We start from the raw sequence: 21,966 nt of genomic DNA on the forward strand, positions 1-21,966 counted from the left end.
TATATGTTTGTAATTAGTATCGCCTAGAAGTCAAAACTTACAGCGGCGTTCTTATAAACTTCATATATGTAATCACCTTCTACCAGTAGGATCGCTATCAAATAAATGATTAGGAATACTCCTGTCCAGACAACGGCACGACGCAAGCCGCTTACCTCATCTCTCATGTGCATAAAGTCCCAAGTGATGTAATAGGCTTTTACTAAAGTCAGGATGATAAATATCCAGTTCAAATATTTCAAAGCTAAAAATTGACCGTTCAAAAAGTCAGGTTTGATATACCCTAAAGCTACTTCTACCGTGGTCACAATGGAAAGAAAAATCAGGACTCCCCAAATTTTCTGCACGTTATTCTTAAACTTCAATCTACCTCTAAAGATTGCCAGTTTATGTTCGTTATGTTCTGCGTGTGATGCGTGATCTGCCATCTTGATATCTTAAAAAATTAAACGAGGTAGAAGAATGTAAATACAAATACCCATACGAGGTCTACAAAGTGCCAGTACAAACCGACCTTTTCTACCATCTCATAGCTACCTCTGCGCTCATAGGTTCCCAACAAAACATTGAAGAAAATAATGAGGTTGAATATAACTCCAGAGAAAACGTGGAAACCGTGAAATCCTGTGATAAAGAAGAAGAAATCTGCAAACAACGGCGCACCGTATTCGTTTTCAGTCAAATTAGCACCTTCAACAACGCTTACGGCTTGATTCTCTAGTTTGAATTGAGATTCTTCTCTAGACAAAATGGTTTTTTCTGATGCTCCAGTTTCTTCGTTTACAATGATTTGCTGCGTGCGGATCAATAGATCTGGACGAGCGGCAAATCCTTGTTGAACTTCTGCAAGTGTATATGTCGCATTTTCTGCGCCAGAGGATTGATACCAGATTCCTTCACTATCACCATAAGGTGTCACTTCTCTAGGTCCAACACTTACGAACTCTTCGAGTGCTACTCTTTCGCCTTGAGCGTCAACAAACTGAAGAATTTTTCCTCCTTTTGTTTTTACTGCACCGTACTCACCAGCGATGAAGTTTTTCCATTCCCAAGCTTGTGAACCAACGAATATCAAACCACCTATAACGGTCAATAATAAATAGAAGGCCACCTTCTTACGATTCATGTGGTGTCCAGCATCTACGGCAAGTACCATAGTTACAGACGAACCGATAAGGATAAACGTCATCAATGCTACATAGAACATAGGTGCGTCTACACCATGCATAAACGGGAAGTGGTTGAATACCTCATCTGCGATAGGCCATTCCTCGATAAACTTAAATCTGGAAAAACCATATGCGGCAAGAAATCCAGAAAAGGTAAGTGCATCAGACAGGATGAAGAACCACATCATCATCTTTCCATAACTCGCGTTGAGTGGTCGTGTGCCGCCACCCCATTTTTGGCCTTCTGTACCAGTAGCAGCTACTGTCGTTTCCATATCTTCAGATTAGTTGTAATAAGTGGCAAAAATAGGTCTAAAAAATATCTTTAGCAAAAACTAAAAACAATAGTAAATAGATCCAAAGTACATCTACAAAATGCCAAAACATGGACCCCAACTCAAAACCTAACAAGCTCTCACTGGTATATTTACCTCTTATGGTCTGGATAGTCATCACCAGTAAGCATATCAATCCAGCTACAATGTGTGCCAAGTGCGCGACCACAATCACATAGATAAAAGACGCGTTCACATTACTTGCCGCGCCTGTAAAGCGGTAACCCATCTCAATGATGGAATTGAATCCCATGAACTGCATGACCACAAATGTGGTTCCCAGGACAAAAGTCACGACGGTAAAAATCATCGCAGCACTTTTATTATCCTTTTTAATGAGGCTTTTAGCCAGCCATAGCGTCAAGCTACTTAATAAAATCACACCTGTACTATAGAAGAACTCCGACGGCATATCAATATCAACCCAGTCTCTTCTACTACTACTTACCACATAAGCACTGGTCAATCCTGCAAACATCATAACAAGACTTGCTATGGCAAACCACATCATCTGTTTTTTGGATCGAGCTAACTTTTGCTCAATGGGTAATTCCGTTACGTCTGTCATTATCTTAAAAATTTATCTACTACGTAGATGATCTGTATTAAAGTTATATAGCTCACACTCACCAGCATCAGCTTGCGCGCGACCACATTGGTTCGTTCTCTAAACAATTTGACCGAATAGTATAGAAACCAAAGTCCCAGCAACAAAATGATCGCTGCACTCCATATCGTCATATATAAAGAACCGGTCACACCAAAGGCTGGTATCAACGATACCGCGATGGTCCAGATGGTATACAAAATAATTTGTATCGCCGTTCCACGGTCTGCACCGCCAGTAGGCAACATCTTGAAACCACCTGCTTTGTAGTCGCTCTCAAGCATCCATCCTATCGCCCAGAAGTGCGGAAATTGCCAGAAAAACTGCAACATAAACAAGGTTCCAGGCTCTATGCCGAAGCTGCCGCTCGCAGCCACCCAACCCAGCATGTAGGGAATCGCACCAGGAAATGCACCCACAAAGACACAAAGCGGTGTTCTCGTCTTCAGCGGCGTGTAAACCGCAGCATAAAGAATGATGCTCAGCGCACCAAAAAATGCTGTAGGCCAATTGATCAAATACAATAAGTAAACACCCGTAAGCGCCATGGTCAACCCAAATATCCAGGCATGATTCACAGCAATACGACCCGTGGGAATAGGTCGGTTCATGGTGCGTTTCATGAGCGCATCTCGATCACGCTCAATGATTTGATTAAACACGTTTGAAGACCCCACTAGAAAGTAGCCACCTATACAAAGCAGGACAATCGTCAACCAGTCATAGGTCACGGCGCCTAAAAAGTATCCGGCAATGGAAGAAAACACCACGACTATAGACAAGCGTGGCTTTGTGATTTCCACATAGTTTGCCAGCATTCCGGGAGATTTCGCTATGGCTTGTGCCTCACTCAAAAGTGTCGTTTTTAAGGGTTTGCAAAGATACCCTACAACCACTTTGTAGCAAAGCAATTAACAGCCTTTCAAAGGTCTTGTTAAAAGATGTTTTCGCTTTCGCGAAAGCGAGGAATGAACAAGCTTATTTGCAAGTGACAAGAATGACGTTTTGAAATCGCTCCTTCTCGACTGCCGCTCGAAGCGGCTTACAGAGTGTGAAACTAATGCCTGTAAATTATATCGAACGTCAACATTGCAATGATCATGAAACCAGTGTCGAGCGATAGCGTTGCGGTGAGCTTGTCGAAGTGTCAAGACATGGTTCATGCACAATCCCAGTCACCACCTGTCATCCTGAACTCGTTCTCAGGATCTTTTAGGTTATAGTTCCCATGACGTTTTACACCCAAGATCCACAAGACGCTGAAATAAATTCAGCGTGACAGTTCGTTAATTGACTCTGAGATGCTTTCAAACGGTGAGACAACAATGCTCCTGAACCAGTTTCGAGCGATGGCGTTGCGGTGAGCTTGTCGAAGTGTCGAGACATGGTTCTTGCACAATCTTCATAACAAGAAAATCGCTCCTTCTCGACTCTCGCTCGAAGCGGCTTACATTGTGCGAAACTACAATAGTCTTAAACCATTGTCGAGCGATAGCGTTGCGGTGAGCTTGTCGAAGTGTCGAGACATGGTTTTAGTCCTATGTATTATCCCACCACAAAATTCACAATCTTACCGGGAACAATGATGGTCTTGCGTACCACTTTTCCTTCCAGCTGCTCTTGGACTTTTTCGTTTTCCAATACCATTTTTTCTAGATCGTCTTTAGAAATGTCAACCGGTAGGTCCAGTGTGAATTTCATCTTGCCGTTAAACGAAATAGGATAGGTCTTGCTGCTCTCGACCAAATATTTCTCCTCAAAAACCGGGAACGGCGCCTCGCTGATGGATTCGTTGTGTCCCAACAATGACCATAATTCCTCGGCAATGTGTGGTGCGTACGGTGATACCAGAATCGCCAGTGGTTCCAGCACCTCGCGGTGGTTGCATTTTTGAGCGGTCAATTCGTTCACTGCAATCATAAAGCTACTCACGCTGGTGTTGAATGAGAAGTTCTCAATATCCTCACGGGTTTTCTTGATGGTCTTATGCAGGGTTTTCATGCTGTCTGGCGAGGCTTTCTCGTCAGAAACATTGAATCCATTCTCGTCATGATAGAGTTTCCACAGTTTTTTCATAAAGCCGTAAACGCCAGTAATTCCTGCGGTGTTCCATGGTTTGGCCTGCTCTAGCGGACCTAAAAACATCTCGTACAAACGCAAAGTATCTGCGCCATATTGATCACAGATGTCGTCCGGATTAACGACGTTGTATTTAGACTTGGACATTTTTTCAACCTCACGATTAACTTGCCACTTAGACTCTTTAAATAAAGGTTGGAGCTTACCGTCAACGTAATCCAAAAACGTAGCCTCACGATATCCTTTATTAGAATAGTAATCTCTAAAATTATTTATATCCATCCTATTTTCTTGAACTAAGGAAATGTCTATTCTAATTTTTGATATCGTAAATTCAGGTTGTTTAGGTAAGTGCTGGGCGTTTTCTGAAATATGATACTTTAGAATTTCATCAATATTACCATTGTCTTTGAGATCATCGGCTGATTGTTCTTTTTCCCACAATGAAAACACGTAATCGCTTATAAATATGGCACTCTTCATACCGATAAGATACTGCTGATTATCGCTTACATAATAAGGATTCAAACGGTAAATGAAGGCGCCTTCCCCAAGTATCATTCCTTGATTGATCATCTTTTGGAACGGCTCGTTGACGGTGACTTTGCCCAAATCGTGCAGCAACTTCACCCAAAACCTACTATATAATAAGTGGCCCGTAGCGTGCTCGCTACCGCCTATGTATAGATCGACGTTTTGCCAGTATTCCTGCGCTTCTTTAGAGAACATTTCGTTCTCGTTGTTGGCATCCATGTATCTAAACATGTACCAAGAACTTCCTGCCCAACCTGGCATGGTGTTCAACTCTAATGGATACACACAATCGCGATTATCATCATTGGAAACCACTTTGTTTTCTTTGGTACACCAGCTCCATGTGGTCGCACGACCTAGTGGCGGTGCGCCATCTTCAGTAGGTAGGTATTCGTCAACTTCTGGCAATTCCAGTGGCAGATGCTTGCGATCGATCATTTGTGGTAAACCGTCCTTATAATATACTGGGAACGGCTCGCCCCAATAACGTTGTCTGGAGAACACCGCATCTCGCAAACGGTAATTGGTTTTGCCTTTTCCAGCACCTACTTCTTCCAATTTGTCGATAGCAGCTGCCATCGCACCAGAGGCGTAACTCATCCCGTTGAGGAAATCGCTATTGGTGAGTTTTGTGTCGTCCTTAGCCGCATAGGCTTCCTCACTTACATCTACCTCTTTGAAAATGTTTTTGATTTCAGGCATCCCTTTTTGACCCGCAAAGAAATTGGCAAACGCATGATCGCGCTCATCGCCGCATGGTACGGCCATCACGGCGCCTGTTCCATAACCCGCCAAAACATAATCACCTATCCACACAGGAATTTTTTCACCACTTAAAGGATGCGTGGCATAAGCACCCGTAAACACACCAGAAATCGTCTTCACATCTGCCATGCGCTCGCGCTCTGATCGCGCTGCGGTGGCTTTTTTGTAGGCCTCGACCGCTTCTTTTTGTTCTGGTGTTGTGATGATGTCGACCAGCTCATGTTCTGGTGCCAGCGTCATAAACGTGACTCCATAGATAGTATCTGGACGTGTCGTAAAGACATCAATTTTAGCCCCATTGCCTGCGGCATTTCCCCCAAGGGGAAAGTTCCCTTCAAGTTTGAAAGAAACCATGGAACCAATAGATTTTCCAATCCAGTTGCGTTGGATTTCTTTGATGGATTCACTCCAGTCGAGGTCTTCTAGGTCGTTCAGTAATCGCTCTGCAAACGCGCTGATTCTCATCATCCACTGGCGCATTTTCTTGCGCACCACAGGATGGCCGCCACGCTCGCTCACACCGTTGACGATTTCATCATTGGCCAGTACCGTTCCCAGCGCTGGACACCAGTTCACTTCGGTATCAGCCAGGAATGTCAGACGATAATCCAGTAGGATTTTCTGTTGTTCCTGATCGGTGTACGAGTTCCAATCTGCTGCTGTGAATTGTTTCAGATCTTCATCTGTTGCAGCGTTGATGGAGGTTGTTCCGCTTTCGCGAAAGCGAGCTACCAATTCTTCTATAGGACGTGCTTTATTTGCGTCGTTATCGTACCAGCTCTCAAACAACAGGATAAAAATCTCTTGCGTGTATTTGTAATAGCTGGGATCGCTGGTCTTGACCTCGCGCGACCAGTCAAAACTAAAACCGATGCGGTCCATCTGCTCGCGGTATCTCGCAATGTTTTCCTTAGTCGTGATGGCTGGATGCTGTCCGGTCTGTATCGCGTACTGTTCTGCCGGCAAGCCAAAGCTGTCATAACCCATAGGATGCAGGACATTGAAGCCTGTGTGGCGCTTGTATCTGGAGACGATGTCACTCGCAATGTAACCCAATGGATGACCCACGTGCAGTCCAGCGCCACTGGGATATGGGAACATATCCAGCGCATAGAATTTAGGCTTGTCAGAGTGGTTTTGAGCGTGGAACGTGCCGTTTTGAGCCCAATAGTTTTGCCATTTCTTCTCAATTTCCTTGTGGTCGTACAGTAGCATGCGAGTGGTTTTGTAAAGCGCAAAAATAATCCCTTTGCAACAAGTAGGAAACTTATAGCGTTGTAAACCCAGACAGTTCGGGAACTTTGTTATTTTTGTTCTCTTAATTCATTGCAACAGCGATTTATGGCATCCTCTTCTTCCTATCAAAAACGCCGCTTGTTCAGCTCCTATTTTTGGGTCGTGATCAGTGTTTTCTTGGTACTTTTTATGTTGGGCCTGCAAGGCTTTTTCTTGCTGAATAGCCAGAAGTTGGCAGATTACTTCCGTGAGCAGGTGCCCATGTCCATTTATTTTAAGGATAGCGCCAAGGATGTAGAGATGCAACAACTGGAGAAATCCCTGCAAATGGCCGACTATACTAAAAGTGCGGTTTTTGTAAGTAGTGAAGAAGGCGCCAAACAAACCATGGAAGATCTGGGCGAGGATTTTGTGGCAAAACTGGATGGTTTTAACCCTATTCCCAATTCCATCGACGTGCGTTTGAACGCTAGTTTTGTGGACGATAGCCAGATCCAGCAAATCGCTGATGATCTTGCCGCTAAGGATTTTGTGCAGGAAGTGAGTTATGATAAGCCGCTGGTTTCTTTGCTTAACGAGAACGTCAAGCGCATCTCGTTCTGGATGTTGATCGTAAGCGGTGTCTTTATATTTATCGCATTTTTATTGATCAACAGTTCCATCAGGCTATCGATTTATGCCAAGCGTTTCACCATCAAAACCATGCAAATGGTAGGTGCGACCAAAGGTTTTATACGCAAACCCTTTATCCTGACCAGCATCAAATTGGGCATTATAGGTGCCTTGCTGGCACTGGTAGCGCTGGGCGCCGTGGTCTACTGGATGGATGGTTATGTGCCAGAACTGGAAATTTTACAGAACTATAAAATGCTGGCGATTTTGTTTGTGGGCGTTTTGGTTTTTGGTGTGTTGATCAGTTTGATCAGTACCTTTTTTGCAACGACCAGGTATTTGAATTTGAGAACGGATCAGTTGTATTATTAAAGGAGTATAGATCGCTACGCTGCTAGAATATAGAGCATAGACCTATTATTGAAGTCTGATATGGGTATATCGCTTTCCTGTCTGCCGACAGGCAGGCGCGAAAGCGAAATTTTAAAAAGCATTATGAGTAAAAAAGTCAAAAAGAACGAACCCGTCCAAAGCAACGAGCCTGATTATGTCAAGCCGGTTTTTGGATTTGTGTTTAAGAAGAAAAACTACACGTGGATGATCATAGGTCTTGCCGTAATCGCGCTAGGATTTATTCTCATGATAGGTGGTGGCAGTGATGATCCTGCTGTTTTCAATCCAGATATCTTTCACTGGCGACGTATACGACTGGCGCCAGCGCTAGTGATTATTGGGTTTGGGATACAAGTTTATGCGATCCTTTTAGATCCTGACAAATAATGGAGGCTATTGATGCGATGATCCTAGGAGTCATTCAAGGATTAACGGAATTCCTACCGGTTTCTTCCAGCGGTCATTTAGAATTAGGCAAAGCCATTCTAGGCGATAACTCGGTTCCTGAAGAAAGTTTGATGTTTACGGTGGTGCTCCACTTTGCGACGGCATTGAGTACGATTGTGGTTTTTAGAAAAGACATTTTAGAATTGCTGAAAGGTGTTTTCTCCTTTCAGTGGAATGAGGAAACCCAGTTTGCCGCAAAAATCGTGTTGTCGATGATCCCAGCAGTGTTTGTCGGGTTGATGTTTGAAGAAGAGTTGGAGTCGCTTTTTGGCGGTAACGTGTTGCTCGTGGGCTTTATGCTGATCGTAACAGGTTTGTTACTATTTCTCGCTGGCCGAGCAAAAAACACGGGCAAAGCTGTGACCTGGAAAGATGCTGTTATTATAGGTGTGGCTCAAGCGATTGCTATTTTGCCAGGCGTTTCACGTAGTGGCGCCACTATTTCTACATCGGTATTATTAGGAAACGATCGTACCAAAGCAGCTCGATTTTCATTTTTGATGGTGGTGCCGTTGATCTTGGGTAAAATCGCCAAAGACGTGATGAGCGGCGACCTCAATTATGAAAGCAGCGCCAGCTTGCCGTTGCTTTTTGGCTTTATTGCGGCGTTTATCACTGGTTTGATCGCGTGTACCTGGATGATCTCTTTAGTCAAGAAAGCTAAGTTGCACTACTTCTCCTATTATTGTTTTGCAGTAGGTATTATAGCCATCATCGCCGGAAGCCTAGCTGCCTAACCGCAGCCCAACTATTCATTAGAAATTTAAAGTATTGAGTTCCCAAGTTCTTGATAATTCCTATCTCACCGGTAAAGTCCTGCTATTTGACAAGCCTTTAAACTGGACGTCGTTTCAAGTGGTCAACAAAGTGCGCTGGATGATCAAACAGCGCTACGGATTGAAGAAAATCAAGGTCGGTCACGCTGGAACCTTGGATCCACTAGCGACTGGTTTGCTCATTATATGCACAGGAAAGGAAACCAAAAATATCACCACCTATCAAGCTCAAGAAAAAGAGTATACGGGAACCATAACTTTAGGAGCTACCACACCTAGTTATGATCTGGAAACCGAGATTGATCAAACCTTTTCTACCGACCACTTAACAGAAGATCTACTCCAGCAAACCACCGAACAATTCACTGGTGATATCCAGCAACGACCGCCCATTTTTAGTGCTATAAAACAAGAAGGAAAGAGATTGTACGAGCTGGCTCGAGAAGGAAAAACAACCGAGATTCCAACTCGTGCGGTTCATGTTTCTGCGTTTGAACTCACTAAAATAGAACTACCCGAAGTAGATTTTAGAATCGCCTGTAGTAAAGGAACCTACATTAGGTCACTGGCAAATGATTATGGTGCGGCCTTAAATAATGGAGGTCACTTGAGCGCGTTGCGCCGGACCAAAATTGGTAACTACAACGTGCAGGATGCGATGGGTCTTGAAGAGTTTGAGAAATTACTTTCTTTTTAGAACAGCATTACAAAATATTCTATCTTACGCTTCTCTAATTCAGGAGCTATGAAATTAAAATTGATCTATGCACTAGCTTTATGCATCAGCGTATCTGCATGCAAGACGCAACAGGATAGCGACACGATAGCACAAACTCCAGAGCTGGAAGAAATGAGTCGTTTTGCCGAGGCTAAAATAGGTGTTGGCGACGCTTCGACTTTTCAGCTGGCGGTAACGGAATCATCTCTTTTAAATGCCGCAACTAAATTTATTATGGAGAGTAATGACGGCAATTTAGTTTCCTATACCTACAAGATAGAAAACATTGACGGGAATAGGTTTTTGAGATTGTACAGAGAAGATGGAAAGATTACTACCATAGCAATTGATTATAATTCTGAAAAAGCAGCCTATTATACGGGCAACACTATATGCACCTCAAGTTCCAGTTCAAAGGGTTGCATACCAGACGGTAAAGCCTGCTCCAAAATTGAGAATACAGATGCAACTGGCCAGTGCACTAGAACTTCCATTGCATTTTATGACGACGATCTATCCAAAGAAGGATAAATTAACTCGTCAACTTTCGTAATTCCTCCATCTGTTGTTGAAGGGCATTCATTTTGCTCGATATATCATTAGCAATTTCAGGCAGTCGACGGTAAAAGACATAACGTGCGCGCCATACTTGCTTGACTTGTGATAATTCCAGCGTCATGTCTTCAATCTTATTGTGGTCAGCCCTTAAGGTCAACTTCTTGCCGGTAAGGTACATTCTACGCAAAATAAATTGATCTGCTGTCACGACCAGGACCATGGTGCCAGCATTAAGTTTAGAAACGACATTAGAAGGAACAAACTCGGCAATCACAATATCTTTAGGGAACAAGCCCTCGTCGCGGCTTGTCATTTCCAGACTGTCAACGGTGTAAGCTATAAACCGTTTATCTAGATTAATGGGTAATTGGAGCTGCGGCATGTCCTGCATAAATTGCTCATTCAGGCTGTATTCTAGGTAATCGCCAGCATTATTAGGCGTGATGCAGGGCACACTAGCAAACTTCTCACGCTCCAGCTCTTCGGGTGAAACGGTAAGTTGATCATTAAATCGTAATAATTGGTTCACCGTTAATTCGGCAGTTAACATGTCGTCTATTGAAATGCTAAAATAATTAGCAATTGTAATAATAGTCTCAATCTTTGGTTCACTACGACCTTCTTCATAAGCGCCTAAAGTACCGCGTTTTAAGTCAAACATATCGGCAAATGCCTGTTGAGACAAACCCTTAACACCACGTATCTTTTTTATGTTTTTACCAAAAAACGACATTATTTTGCTAATTTTATTTGCAATTAAAACTTTTTGTATATATTTACACTAACAATATTAGCAATATATATTGGATGTTGCTAATTATTTGAACATTAATGTGCAGATTTGACTGTTACCGATCAACAAACTAGAACGATGCAATAGGCCAGTGCATAGTTCGCTTTCGCGAAAGCGAAATAGTAAAAGTTTAAAAATCTATCCAACTTAAAACTACATCTATGACCACACTTATTCTACTTTACCTTCAAGAATGCCTTACGGTTTTCCTGTGATCTCGCAAGAGCTTTTCGTAATATTAAACCAGTAATAAAAATGCCTATGGACAACTATTTTAATACAATTAAGGATTTCTTACAGGAACTTAATTTTGAGATTACCAGAGAAAACCGGACTGACGGCATTCTTGTCATTGAAAAAGAAAGTGTAGGCGTCAAGAACCTTATTCTAGGTATCGCGCCACCTATCCTAATTATGGAGCAGTACATTTTCAAGATCAACAATAAAAACGAAGAGGTATTTAAAAGCCTGCTTCAAAAAAACAGAGACATCATTCACGGCGCTTTTGTCCTGGACGAGAGTGGAACTAAAGTCATCTTTAGAGACACCCTACAAATAGAAAACATCGACCTGAATGAGCTTGAAGGCACCCTTAACTCGTTAAGCTTGCTCTTAAGTGAGTACTCTGACCAGATTATTAAATTTTCAAAATACTAAAAACGAACATCATGAACATATTCAAACGACTTTTCAAAATAGGACAGGCAGAAGCAAACGCAGCAGTCAACAACATGGAAGATCCCATCAAAATGACCGAACAAGGAATTCTTGACATGAAAGAGGACCTCAACAAAAGTGTCGAGGCAATGGCACAAGTCAAGGCACTCGCCATACGCTCTAAAAATGACAAGGAAGAGCATGCTGCTACCGCAAAGGATTATGAACAAAAAGCGATTATCATCCTTAAAAAAGCCCATAGTGGCGAGATGGATAGTGCAGAGGCAGATCGCCTTGCAAAAGAAGCACTGGCCAAAAAAGAGGCAGCACAGCTTAATGTGGAACGCGCCCAGAAAGAAAGTGAGAAATTTGAAAACAACGTGGCTCAATTAAAATCGACCATTGACACGATCAAGTCAAACATCACCAACTGGGAAAATGAATTAAAAACATTGAAGGCTCGTGTCAAAGTGAGCGATGCTACAAAAAACGTCAACAAGCAAATGGCAGAACTGGACAGCACTGGCACGGTAAGCATGCTGGAACGCATGAAGGAAAAGGTAGCACAAGACGAAGCGCTTGCCGAAGCCTACAGCGAGATGGCTGGCTCTAAAACAAGTGTAGATGATGAAATCGATGCTGCGGCAGATACAAAACAAGCCAAAGTAGAAGATGATCTTGCCAAGTTGAAAGAGCAACTAGGCATTAAAAAGGATGAGGCGTAGGTTTCTATTGCCAGCGCAAGTTGTCAGTCTAAGCCTGTCTAATAAGTGTCGTTACGCAACAACAAGCCTTTGTGCAGTCGCATTTCAACAAGCTTGTGCTGAGTTTATCGAAATGCTCAGAGTGACAGGAAAATTCTAACCATTAACAACCAACCATTGGAAAACTATTTCAACATACTATTTTCTGAAGTGAACATCACACTTACCGTGCTGCTGCTCATCCTCATTATCTATTGGATTTTTACCATGATTAGCGGTATTGATCTTGACCTGGATATAGACGTTGACATCGATGTAGATGCAGATCTGGACATGGATTTTGACAGCATTGAAGGTGGTAACCTTGATTTTGAAGATGTTGCCAATGCAGAGGTAGATCGCGAGCATGTCGTCAATAAGCGCACGCGCCAGCTCAAATGGTGGCAAATCATCTTGATTTACTTCAATTTTGTGGGTTTGCCGTTCATGTTCACCTTTACCTTTTGGATCTTCATATGGTGGCTCATGAGCGTTTTAACCACAGCCGTTACGGGAAGCTATGACAACATTTTTGGTTTCATCATCGTGCTGGTAGCTATCCTTCCAGCGCTATTTGTGACTAAAGTAGTGACCACGCCTTTTAAGGCCTTTTTCAAAAATCTTAATAAAGATGGAGACAAAGCAGTGGACTTTTTGGGCCGCAGCGCTATCTTGATGTCCTCTATTTCTGGAGACAAATTGGGCAATGCTGAAGTGCTTGCCGATGGAAACCCGATGAGTATTTATGTCAAGTCCCTGGATGGATCAGAATTACGCTTTCGCGAAAGCGTGCTCATCATCAAGCAATCAGACGATAAGAATTATTTTTTAGTGAGTAAAGCGTAATCCATCAAAATGTAAGTCTGAGCTTGTCGACGACATTTCACAATTAAAAAAATCAATTAATAATAACCACCGCAGAAATCCTTCTGCACAACCAAAAAACAACTATGGACGGAATTTTAGGAATTATTGTAACAGGACTGGGAATTCTCCTTTTCCTAGTCATCGTTTACTTCGCAATCATTGCGATGTTTTACAAAAAAGTACATCAAGGACAGGCGCTGGTGCGTACTGGTTTTGGAGGTACAAAAGTCGCTACAGACAAAGGATTGTATGTAGTGCCGGTTTTCCACCGTGTGGAGACCATGGATATTTCAGTTAAGAAAATTCAGATTGAGCGTATGGGCGTGGAAGGTTTGATATGTAAGGACAACATGCGAGCCGATATTAAAGTGGCCTTTTTTGTACGCGTCAACAATGAGGTAGAGTACATCAAGAAAGTGGCGCAAACCATAGGTGTGCAACGCGCTTCTCGCATTGAAACGCTAGAAGATCTTTTTGAAGCCAAGTTTTCTGAGGCACTAAAAACAGTTGGGAAAAAATTCCAGTTCATTGACCTTTATGAAGCACGTCGCGAGTTCCGTGATGAGATTGTAGACATCATTGGAACTGACCTGAATGGTTACACACTAGAAGACTGTGCCATTGACTTTTTAGAGCAAACCAGTGTAGAATTCTTGAAAAAAGACAACATTCTGGATGCAGAAGGTATCAAGAAGATTACTGAATTAACGGCAGCTCAAAACATCAAGGCCAACTTGATCACACGCGATGAAGAAAAAACCATTCGCAAGCAAGATGTAGAAGCGCGTGAAGCCATCCTTGAACTGGACAAACAACTGGCAGAAAAAGAAGAGCAACAAAAACGTGAGATTGCAAACATAAAATCTCGTGAGGAAGCAGAAACCCTAAAAGTCTCTGAAGAAGAACGACTCAAATCAGAAACTGCTCGTATAGCAACTGAGGAAAAAGTAAAAATTGCCGAAGAGAACATGCAGCGTCAGATTATCGTGGCAGAAAAGAACAAGCAACGTACCGATGCTGTAGAAACTGAGCGTGTAGAAAAAGACCGATTACTAGAAGCCACAGAACGTGAAAGAGTGGTTACTCTAGCTCAAATTGAGAAAGAAAAGGTAGTTGAGGTTGAGAAGAAGAACATTCAGGATGTTATTAGAGATCGAGTAGTTCTTGAAAAAGGAGTGGTAGAAGAGCAGGAAAACATGAAAGACATTGAGGCTTTCAAATCTGCAGATCGTGCAAAACAAGTGGCTATCACTAATGCAGAGGCCAAAGCGCAGGACGAGTTAATAAGAATCACCATTGCTGCAGAGGCTTCTAAACAAGCAGCTATTCAAAAAGCAGAAGAAATTAATATCGAAGCACTAGCTCACAAAGAAGCCAGTGAAAAAGAGGCAGATGCCCGTAAGATTCTTGCTGAGGCGCAAGCTAAAGAAGAAGCTACTGTAGGTCTTTCTGAAGCACAAGTAATGCATGCAAAAGCAGAGGCTAGCGAGCGTCAAGGAATTGTAGATGCACTCATCATCCAGAAAAAAGCAGAAGCCGAAGCAAGCGGAATTACCGCCAAAGCTGCTGCAAAACGTCAAGATGGACTCGCAGAGGCAGAAGTAATCAAAGAAAAAGCCCTTGCAGATGCCGCTGGTATTGAGGAGAAAGCAAATGCCATGAAGAAACTGGACGGTGTAGGTAAGGACCATGAAGAGTTCAAACTACGTCTGGATAAGGAGCTTCAAGTAGACCTGGCACAAATCAACATACAGAAAGATATTGCAGACGCACAAGCGCAGGTGATAGGAGATGCATTAAAAGCAGCTAAGATTGACATTGTAGGTGGCGAGACCATGTTCTTTGAACAAATCATAGGCCAGATCACTAAGGCTAAAGGCTATGACAGACTGGTCAAGCATTCTGAAACCGTATCTGAAGTCAAAGACGCCATTCTAGGAAGCGACGATGTAAAAGGAAATCTACTCGATAAAGTAAAGGACTTTGCAGACCGTTACGACATCAGTTCTGAAGACATCAAGAACCTGACGATTGCTAATTTGTTGATCGATCTACAGGCTAGAGTTGACAATAATGAAGACCAGAACATGTTGACCAACCTCATGAATCTTGCTAAAGGAATGGGGTTATCCAACAAAAAGTTGGGGAATATCTAGGTAGATTTTAGGACGCTCCACTATTCTTTCTTGAGAAAGAATAGTGTCGGGCTATCCGCTTAATCTTTTGAATATCTCACAGGTTTTAATAACCTGTGAGATCTCAAAAAGGATGTCGCTGCTATCCCTAGCGCTAGCAGAATGATTTACCACTAGAACAAGAGTTTCATCAACCTCTATGGCTCTATTAACCATCAATTACTACTATTCTACTTTCAATGGCAGATAAAGAACTAAAAGACACCACCCAACTGGACTCAGGAACCTATGAGATCATCCAGAGTCGTTTGCTCAAGCAAAAAAATGACTTGCAGCAGCGTCTGGCAGCACTCAATGACGAGCGTAAAAAAGTCTTCGGTTCGCTAGAGACGCGGCTTATTGCAAATGATCGCGTCAATACAGAGAACAACTGTATCGCTCGGGATATTGTGACCATTGGCAATTACAGCCTCTTTGGGTACAACGTACACTTTGGCCTGCGTACAGAGATCAAGTTGAGCGACGTTTTTAATGTCTATGAGTTTGATCGTGATGGTGAGGCTGGTGATGCATTACGCTTTCGCGAAAGCGGAACAAAGCTTCAAATCATTGAGGATCCTATCTTTCAAACCGATTTTGAAAACCTTTACAAATACTACCGCAATACCATATTCTCCAAGTTTGCCATTGTTGGGAATTACTTGCACATGGTGTTTCAGCTTAGTGATTCCGTGACTGATATCAAGACCTTTAAATGGTTGATCAAGGAGAACGAACTACAATACATAGACAATCGCAGCGAGCACGAGTATAGATTTCCGCCGCAATATGGATTCCAGTGGAAGGAAGCCGGACGTGACAATCAGCGATCTGGAAGGCATGGTCACGTGTCTATTTTGGACAAGGTTTTTGTAGAAACCATAGGTGGTGACCTCACGATTAAGGTCGAGGATAATACAGATGATGGTCAAGGGATTTACCGCGAGGACGTAGAACATCGCGACCAGACACTGGACGATGGTCAGTACCGCTATGCAGATTTAGGCAACTTGATAATTCTTGAGATCAAACCCTTCCAGGAAGAACCACGCTATTTTGTCTACAATCACAAGATCAAAGAAGTTCAAAAAATAGACAGCATTGCGCAGGCAGCTGTACTGCTTCCAGACGAGCAAGGAATTATATTTCCTAGCGGTTATTACCTACAAACTGGAGAATACAACGTATTTCCCAGCGACGCTGGCAAACTAAAGTTTGAGCAAAAGATAGCTTCACCTAATGGCGAGGATCATTTATATGTATTCTACAATGCCGCTCAAGGGTTGTATGCATTGATGTCGTATAACGTGATTGACCAGACGGTCAAGACACCTATAATCTGCAGTGGTTTTACGATTTTGGAACGTGGTGAGCTGTGTTACTTTAGAGCTGGAGAAGAGCAGACTAAGCATCACATCATGCAAATATGGCAAACACCCTATTTGAAAGGTGATATCATGCCGTCTGAGCATCAAGATACTATGCTCTATAAAATTGGTAACAAAGACATTGTAAAAGCCATGGCCGAAGCCAATGAGCTTTTGACGCTATTAAACAAGGAAGATAGTTATGCCGGTTTGTACGATGATATCGCTCGTACTTCTAAAGATATTCTCGATGCCTATTACTGGTTGTCTGAAGATGAAACCCAGCAAATCAACATACCGCTTCTTGAAATCAACAAAGCGTCTAACGCAGCTATTGATGAGTTTGAGAAAGTCAAGCAAATGCGTAAACAAGCCGCTGCCGACACTAAAGATATTTCAAAAAAAGCCGATGCACTTTTCAGCAAAATAAAAAGTACGTCGTTCAAGTCCATTAATGATTTTGTAGAGCTTTTGACCCAACTGCGCAGTTTGCGTGGTGAAGCCATAGGTCTATATGAAATACGATATGTAGATACCGATTTCATCAAAGGAATTGAGGAGCAGATCGTTGAGCAAAACGAGGTAATATCACGTCGTGCAGTAACTTTCTTGCTGGATGATAAAGCACTAGCTCCATACCATGATGCCGTTGCCCAAAAACAAAAAGCACTAGACGACACTAAAAAAGTCATCGAGATTAAAAACCTAGAGAAAGAGGTCAATCAGATTGCAGAAGATCTGGAGCTACTTATAGAAATAGTTTCTAACCTAGACATTGAGGATACCTCGCATTCAACCAAAATTATTGAGAACATCTCTTTGATTTTTGCGACCATCAATCAGGTAAAGGCTGCTATTAAGAATAAGATTAAAACCGTAGGTAAAAAAGAAGCACAAGCCGATTTTGCAGCACAGTTAAAGTTGATCGATCAGAGTATCATCAATTATCTAGACATTGCAAATACACCTGAAAAATGCGATGAATTCCTAACTAAAGTTTCTATTCAGCTAGAAGAGCTGGAAGGAAAGTTTGCCGATTATGACGAGTATATCACAGAGATTATTGCTAAACGTGAAGAAGTCTATGCCGCTTTTGATAACCGTAAGAGCAGCCTGGTAGAAGCACGTAATAAGAAAGCTATTTCTTATCAAAATGCTGCAGAACGCATCATCAAAGGTGTCCAAAAACGAGCGCAATCACTAGATAGCATCACAGAAATCAATGGTTATTTTGCCAGTGATTTAATGATCAATAAGGTGCGAGACATTGTCGCGCAATTAAAGGAGCTGGACGACGCTGGTAAAGCGGAAGCTATTGAAACCGCCCTAAAAGTAGCTCGTGAAGATGCCTTGAGAAAACTTAAGGATAAAAATGAACTGTATGAAGATGGTGATAATATCATTAAGCTGGGTAAGCATAAATTTGGCGTCAATAAACAACAGCTGGATTTAACCATCGTCTTCAAGGATAACGCGCTGTTCTACCATCTTACTGGTACAGATTTTTATCAAGAATTACACAATGAAATCCTGACACAGTCTAAAGAAATCTGGAATCAAGAACTGGTTTCAGAAAATGCTCAGGTATATCGATCTGCCTACCTCGCCTACTCAATTTTCAAAAATGGAGATCAAGAAGCCTTAAGAACGATGAGTCCGGCAGACTTGTTAGTTCACGTTCAAGAAATAGCTAGTGGGAACTATTCTGGTGGTTATGTAAAAGGTGTTCATGATCATGATGCCGCACAGATCTTAAGTGTGCTTTTACATAAGGACCATGATTTAGGATTACTCACCTATGCGCCACAAGTACGTGCACAAGCGCAATTTTTCTGGAATAGTCTTGATGATCAACGACGCCTCCATCTTAACCGCACGCTAAAAAGTGCTGGTGAGGTTTTATCTGTTTTTCCAGATAGTAAAGAGTATAATTTTATTATCGACGAGCTGACAGAAGAGATTTTCAATGTTTCGAAATTAATTGATAGTCCATCAGCGGCTAGGTATTTGTTCAACGAGCTCAAGGACAATGATCACTTTACGGTGAGTCACAGCGCCATTCAATTAAAGGAAGCTTTTGAAAAGAAAATCAAAGCTCAAAATGCCGATTTGAAATTCAAGAAAAGTCTGGAGGCCTGCGATAATGAAAAAGATAAAATAGAATTAGTGAGACACTGGGTTTCCGCTTTCGCGAAAGCGAACTCAAAACAAGCTTTATTGCCTTACATAGACGAGTGTGTAGCAAATATTCTTTACGGCGAACTGACGGCAGACAAAACCGTAGCCGTATCACCAGAAGAAACCATCCAAAACTTAAAAGGAGCGCATGCAACGATAGAAGAAGGAACTTTCCAATTCAATTATCATGATTTTGTTGCAACACTGGAGCATTTTACGACGACAAAAGTACCTGCATACGAGACCTTTAAAGCCGCGAAACATCAAGTAACTGAGGAGCTGAAAGAATCTTTGCGCTTAGAAGAATTCAAGCCACGCGTTTTGAGCTCGTTTGTGCGTAATAAATTGATCGACCAGGTATATTTCCCATTAATAGGAGACAATCTTGCCAAACAATTAGGAACGGTAGGCGATACTAAACGTACCGACCGCATGGGATTATTGCTATTGATCTCACCACCAGGTTACGGTAAAACGACCTTGATGGAGTATATGGCAAATCGACTGGGTTTGATTTTTATGAAAATTAATGGGCCAGCAATAGGTCACGATATCACATCAGTTGATCCAGAAGCAGCGTCAAATGCAGCCACACGAGAAGAACTCAAGAAACTGAATCTTGCCTTTGAAATGGGTGACAATGTGATGTTGTATCTAGATGATATACAGCACTGTAATCCAGAGTTTTTACAAAAATTCATCAGCCTGTCTGACGGTACGCGTAAGATTGAAGGTGTTTTCAATGGCAAGCCCAAAACATATGACCTGCGCAGTAAGAAATTTTGCATCATCATGGCTGGTAATCCATATACTGAAAGTGGAGATAAATTCCAGATTCCTGACATGCTGGCAAACCGTGCCGATATCTATAATCTAGGTGACATCATAGGCGATACAGCACATCTATTTGAGTTGAGCCTGGTAGAAAATGCACTGACCAGCAATCCGGTGTTGCAACAATTGAGTAATAAGCATTTTGATGATGTCTACGCTTTGATTGATAGGGTTCAAAATGGCGCCAGTGATAACGAACTCAAAGGAAATCACAGCAATCAAGAAATAGCAGATTATGTAGCCGTACTTGAAAAAGTGTTGAAAATAAGAGATACGGTTCTCAAAGTCAATGAAACTTATATCGCCAGCGCAGGAATGGAGGATACGTATCGTACAGAACCTAGTTTTAAACTACAAGGATCTTATCGAGACATGAATAAACTAGTCGCAAAGGTTGTCCCAATCATGGATGATAAGGAATTACAAACCTTACTATTATCACATTATGAAAGTGAATCACAAACCTTAACCAGTGCCGCTGAAGCCAATCTTTTGAAATATAAAGAACTAGTCAACACCATCACGCCTGAAGAACAGCAACGATGGGAAGATATCAAGAAGATTTTTGCAAAAAACAACAAGCTCAATGGCCTAGGTGGACAGAATCAAATGTCCCAAGTCCTGAGTCAGATGATGGATTTTACTGAAAATCTAGAAGGTATCAAAGAAGTCCTGCGTAAAGGATTGTCGAAATAGCAAACACAAAAGCATTTCTAGATTCATTGAAACAAAAAACCCAATCCAGCACTGGATTGGGTTTTTTCTTGATTTGCTTATTTCTATTACAAAGCATCAATGGCTTTAGTAGCCTTTTCTATGCTCGCTTCTCTTGATTGACTCGTTAAGTCTGCGGCAATGAATGTAACATCAGTAATTCCTAAAAAACCAAATAGGGTTTTTAAATAAGGTGATACGAAATCTACCTCGCTACCTACTGGTGTGCCGCCCGTTGAGATGATGGCGTATACTTTTTTGTTTTTGAGTAATCCTACAGGACCTTCTGGAGTATAATTAAATGAAATTCCAGCTCTGGAAATCAAATCGATATAAGTTTTTAATGCCGCGGTTACCGTAAAATTATACATAGGCACACCAATAATGTAGGCGTCGGCTGCTGCAAATTCGATCGCCAGCTCGTTGCTACCTTCTATTTCGGTTCTTTGTACATCTGTAAGATTTTCAGAAGGTGTGAAAAAAGCAGAATAGCGCTCTTTATCACCTAAACTAACGAGATCATCATAATAAAGATCACGCGTTCCTGTGATGAGATGTCCTTGAGATTCCAACTTTTTTTGAAGCACGTCATTCAGCTCTCTGCTTATGCTGGCTTCCTTCATTGGGCTACTATCAATTCTTAGAATGTTCATATTTGTAGGTGTTTTAATTGTATGTACAAATAAATAACAGATTTAGATAATATCCATAAACAAACTGTTAAACATCATCCTATGATGGAAATTGAAAAGAAGCAGTGATAAACGATAGGTTCATCTAAGTACTGCCACTAAAGGACTTTAAGCAATTGCTTTAGATCTTTTTCGATGTTCTTTCCCTTATCCTTATTGTACCAGTTTTGTAACTCTTGCTTGAATTCTGCCGACAGTTCTCCTTTTTGTGCTTTCTCTTCCGCCACAAGAACTGTTGCTTTGCTAGGTCTTGGACCCCATTGGGATAGAACTTTTGTATGGCTCGCATCCAGTACCAACAGCTTTGCTATGGATCTACTGCCATTCGTTAAAAAGTGATCCATCAATTCTAGGTTCTCGTCTCGCAAAACAATTTTCAGATCTATTCCAGCTGCCATAGCCACTTTATTGATCATGGGCATGGTTTGAGCGGCATCGCCGCACCAGCTTTCGGTAATGATTAAAAAGCTAATTTTTTTATCAAACCGATTCAAAAAGTCCTGGGTTTCTGGCTCTAGTTTGACAGTTTTGTCCAGTCGCTTCATGCGCTGGTGATTGAGCTTTGTATATTCTGTTAGTGCTGGAGTCACCTCAGCGCCGCTGTTGGTGCCATTGACCACGTGCGCCGCTACAAAAGCTCTGTATTGTTGATAGGATAAGGTGTTCTCTAATGACTTCTCTATAATTTGCTGTAGTTCCATATTACAAAAGTAAGCTC

Annotated in this window: 18 protein-coding genes; 10 read left to right on the top strand and 8 right to left on the bottom strand. The window is 42.0% G+C overall.

Going from position 1 to position 21,966, the window contains the following annotated elements:
* Nucleotides 1–23 precede the first annotated feature (23 nt).
* The 5 genes from AAU57_RS01835 to AAU57_RS01855 all read right to left on the bottom strand — a co-directional run bounded on the left by AAU57_RS01835 (nucleotide 24) and on the right by AAU57_RS01855 (nucleotide 6,704).
* Nucleotides 24–428 (bottom strand): cytochrome C oxidase subunit IV family protein, encoded by a 405-nt coding sequence (locus tag AAU57_RS01835; RefSeq protein ID WP_055411300.1) that lies wholly within the window; start codon nucleotides 426–428, stop codon nucleotides 24–26.
* A gap of 17 nt (nucleotides 429–445) precedes the next feature.
* Nucleotides 446–1,444: a cytochrome c oxidase subunit 3 gene (locus AAU57_RS01840; protein ID WP_055411301.1), complete on the bottom strand. Its 999-nt coding sequence runs from the start codon at nucleotides 1,442–1,444 to the stop codon at nucleotides 446–448.
* Between the two features lie 37 nt (nucleotides 1,445–1,481).
* Entirely contained in the window at nucleotides 1,482–2,072 is a 591-nt protein-coding gene (locus AAU57_RS01845) for a heme-copper oxidase subunit III (RefSeq protein WP_055411302.1), read from the bottom strand.
* On the bottom strand, nucleotides 2,072–2,965 hold the full coding sequence (cyoE, locus tag AAU57_RS01850) for a heme o synthase (protein WP_082438510.1): 894 nt from the start codon (nucleotides 2,963–2,965) through the stop codon (nucleotides 2,072–2,074). Before cyoE ends, AAU57_RS01845 begins: the two co-directional genes overlap by 1 nt.
* A 691-nt stretch (nucleotides 2,966–3,656) precedes the next feature.
* Nucleotides 3,657–6,704 carry a leucine--tRNA ligase gene (locus tag AAU57_RS01855; RefSeq protein WP_055411303.1) on the bottom strand — a complete coding sequence of 1,016 codons (3,048 nt, stop codon included), beginning with the start codon at nucleotides 6,702–6,704 and terminating at the stop codon, nucleotides 3,657–3,659.
* A gap of 126 nt (nucleotides 6,705–6,830) precedes the next feature.
* Between AAU57_RS01855 and AAU57_RS01860 the strand changes: the two genes are divergently transcribed.
* The 5 genes from AAU57_RS01860 to AAU57_RS01880 all read left to right on the top strand — a co-directional run bounded on the left by AAU57_RS01860 (nucleotide 6,831) and on the right by AAU57_RS01880 (nucleotide 10,202).
* On the top strand, nucleotides 6,831–7,709 hold the full coding sequence (locus AAU57_RS01860; protein WP_055411304.1) for a cell division protein FtsX: 879 nt from the start codon (nucleotides 6,831–6,833) through the stop codon (nucleotides 7,707–7,709).
* A 123-nt stretch (nucleotides 7,710–7,832) separates the two neighbouring features.
* Nucleotides 7,833–8,117: a DUF3098 domain-containing protein gene (locus AAU57_RS01865; RefSeq protein ID WP_055411305.1), complete on the top strand. Its 285-nt coding sequence runs from the start codon at nucleotides 7,833–7,835 to the stop codon at nucleotides 8,115–8,117.
* The gene (locus AAU57_RS01870; protein WP_055411306.1) at nucleotides 8,117–8,914 is read left to right on the top strand and encodes an undecaprenyl-diphosphate phosphatase; all 798 of its coding nucleotides are present in this window, start codon (nucleotides 8,117–8,119) and stop codon (nucleotides 8,912–8,914) included. Before AAU57_RS01865 ends, AAU57_RS01870 begins: the two co-directional genes overlap by 1 nt.
* 34 nt (nucleotides 8,915–8,948) lie before the next feature.
* A complete protein-coding gene (gene truB / locus AAU57_RS01875; RefSeq protein ID WP_055411307.1) occupies nucleotides 8,949–9,650 on the top strand; it encodes a tRNA pseudouridine(55) synthase TruB in 702 nt (233 codons plus the stop codon).
* A gap of 48 nt (nucleotides 9,651–9,698) precedes the next feature.
* Entirely contained in the window at nucleotides 9,699–10,202 is a 504-nt protein-coding gene (locus AAU57_RS01880) for a hypothetical protein (RefSeq protein WP_055411308.1), read from the top strand.
* Nucleotide 10,203: 1 nt separating this feature from the next.
* On the opposite strand, the gene AAU57_RS01885 is transcribed toward AAU57_RS01880, so the two are convergent.
* Nucleotides 10,204–10,962 (bottom strand): helix-turn-helix domain-containing protein, encoded by a 759-nt coding sequence (locus AAU57_RS01885; RefSeq protein ID WP_055411309.1) that lies wholly within the window; start codon nucleotides 10,960–10,962, stop codon nucleotides 10,204–10,206.
* A 321-nt stretch (nucleotides 10,963–11,283) separates the two neighbouring features.
* Between AAU57_RS01885 and AAU57_RS01890 the strand changes: the two genes are divergently transcribed.
* From AAU57_RS01890 to AAU57_RS01910, 5 genes are all read left to right on the top strand, one after another.
* Complete coding sequence (locus tag AAU57_RS01890; protein ID WP_055413636.1) at nucleotides 11,284–11,679, top strand: YbjN domain-containing protein; 396 nt, start codon at nucleotides 11,284–11,286, stop codon at nucleotides 11,677–11,679.
* An 11-nt stretch (nucleotides 11,680–11,690) separates the two neighbouring features.
* Entirely contained in the window at nucleotides 11,691–12,404 is a 714-nt protein-coding gene (locus AAU57_RS01895; protein ID WP_055411310.1) for a PspA/IM30 family protein, read from the top strand.
* Nucleotides 12,405–12,560: 156 nt separating this feature from the next.
* A complete protein-coding gene (locus AAU57_RS01900) occupies nucleotides 12,561–13,268 on the top strand; it encodes an OB-fold-containig protein (protein ID WP_055411311.1) in 708 nt (235 codons plus the stop codon).
* A gap of 104 nt (nucleotides 13,269–13,372) precedes the next feature.
* Nucleotides 13,373–15,445, top strand: a complete 2,073-nt coding sequence (locus AAU57_RS01905; RefSeq protein ID WP_055411312.1) for an SPFH domain-containing protein — start codon at nucleotides 13,373–13,375, stop codon at nucleotides 15,443–15,445.
* 218 nt (nucleotides 15,446–15,663) lie between these two features.
* Nucleotides 15,664–20,538, top strand: a complete 4,875-nt coding sequence (locus tag AAU57_RS01910; RefSeq protein WP_055411313.1) for a DNA repair ATPase — start codon at nucleotides 15,664–15,666, stop codon at nucleotides 20,536–20,538.
* An 86-nt stretch (nucleotides 20,539–20,624) separates the two neighbouring features.
* Here AAU57_RS01910 and AAU57_RS01915 read toward each other — a convergent pair whose 3' ends face one another.
* Nucleotides 20,625–21,209: an FMN-dependent NADH-azoreductase gene (locus AAU57_RS01915; RefSeq protein WP_055411314.1), complete on the bottom strand. Its 585-nt coding sequence runs from the start codon at nucleotides 21,207–21,209 to the stop codon at nucleotides 20,625–20,627.
* 137 nt (nucleotides 21,210–21,346) lie between these two features.
* On the bottom strand, nucleotides 21,347–21,949 hold the full coding sequence (locus AAU57_RS01920) for a thioredoxin family protein (protein ID WP_055411315.1): 603 nt from the start codon (nucleotides 21,947–21,949) through the stop codon (nucleotides 21,347–21,349).
* Nucleotides 21,950–21,966 lie beyond the last annotated feature (17 nt).

The sequence above is a fragment of the Nonlabens sp. YIK11 genome (assembly GCF_001413925.1).
GTDB lineage: Bacteria > Bacteroidota > Bacteroidia > Flavobacteriales > Flavobacteriaceae > Nonlabens.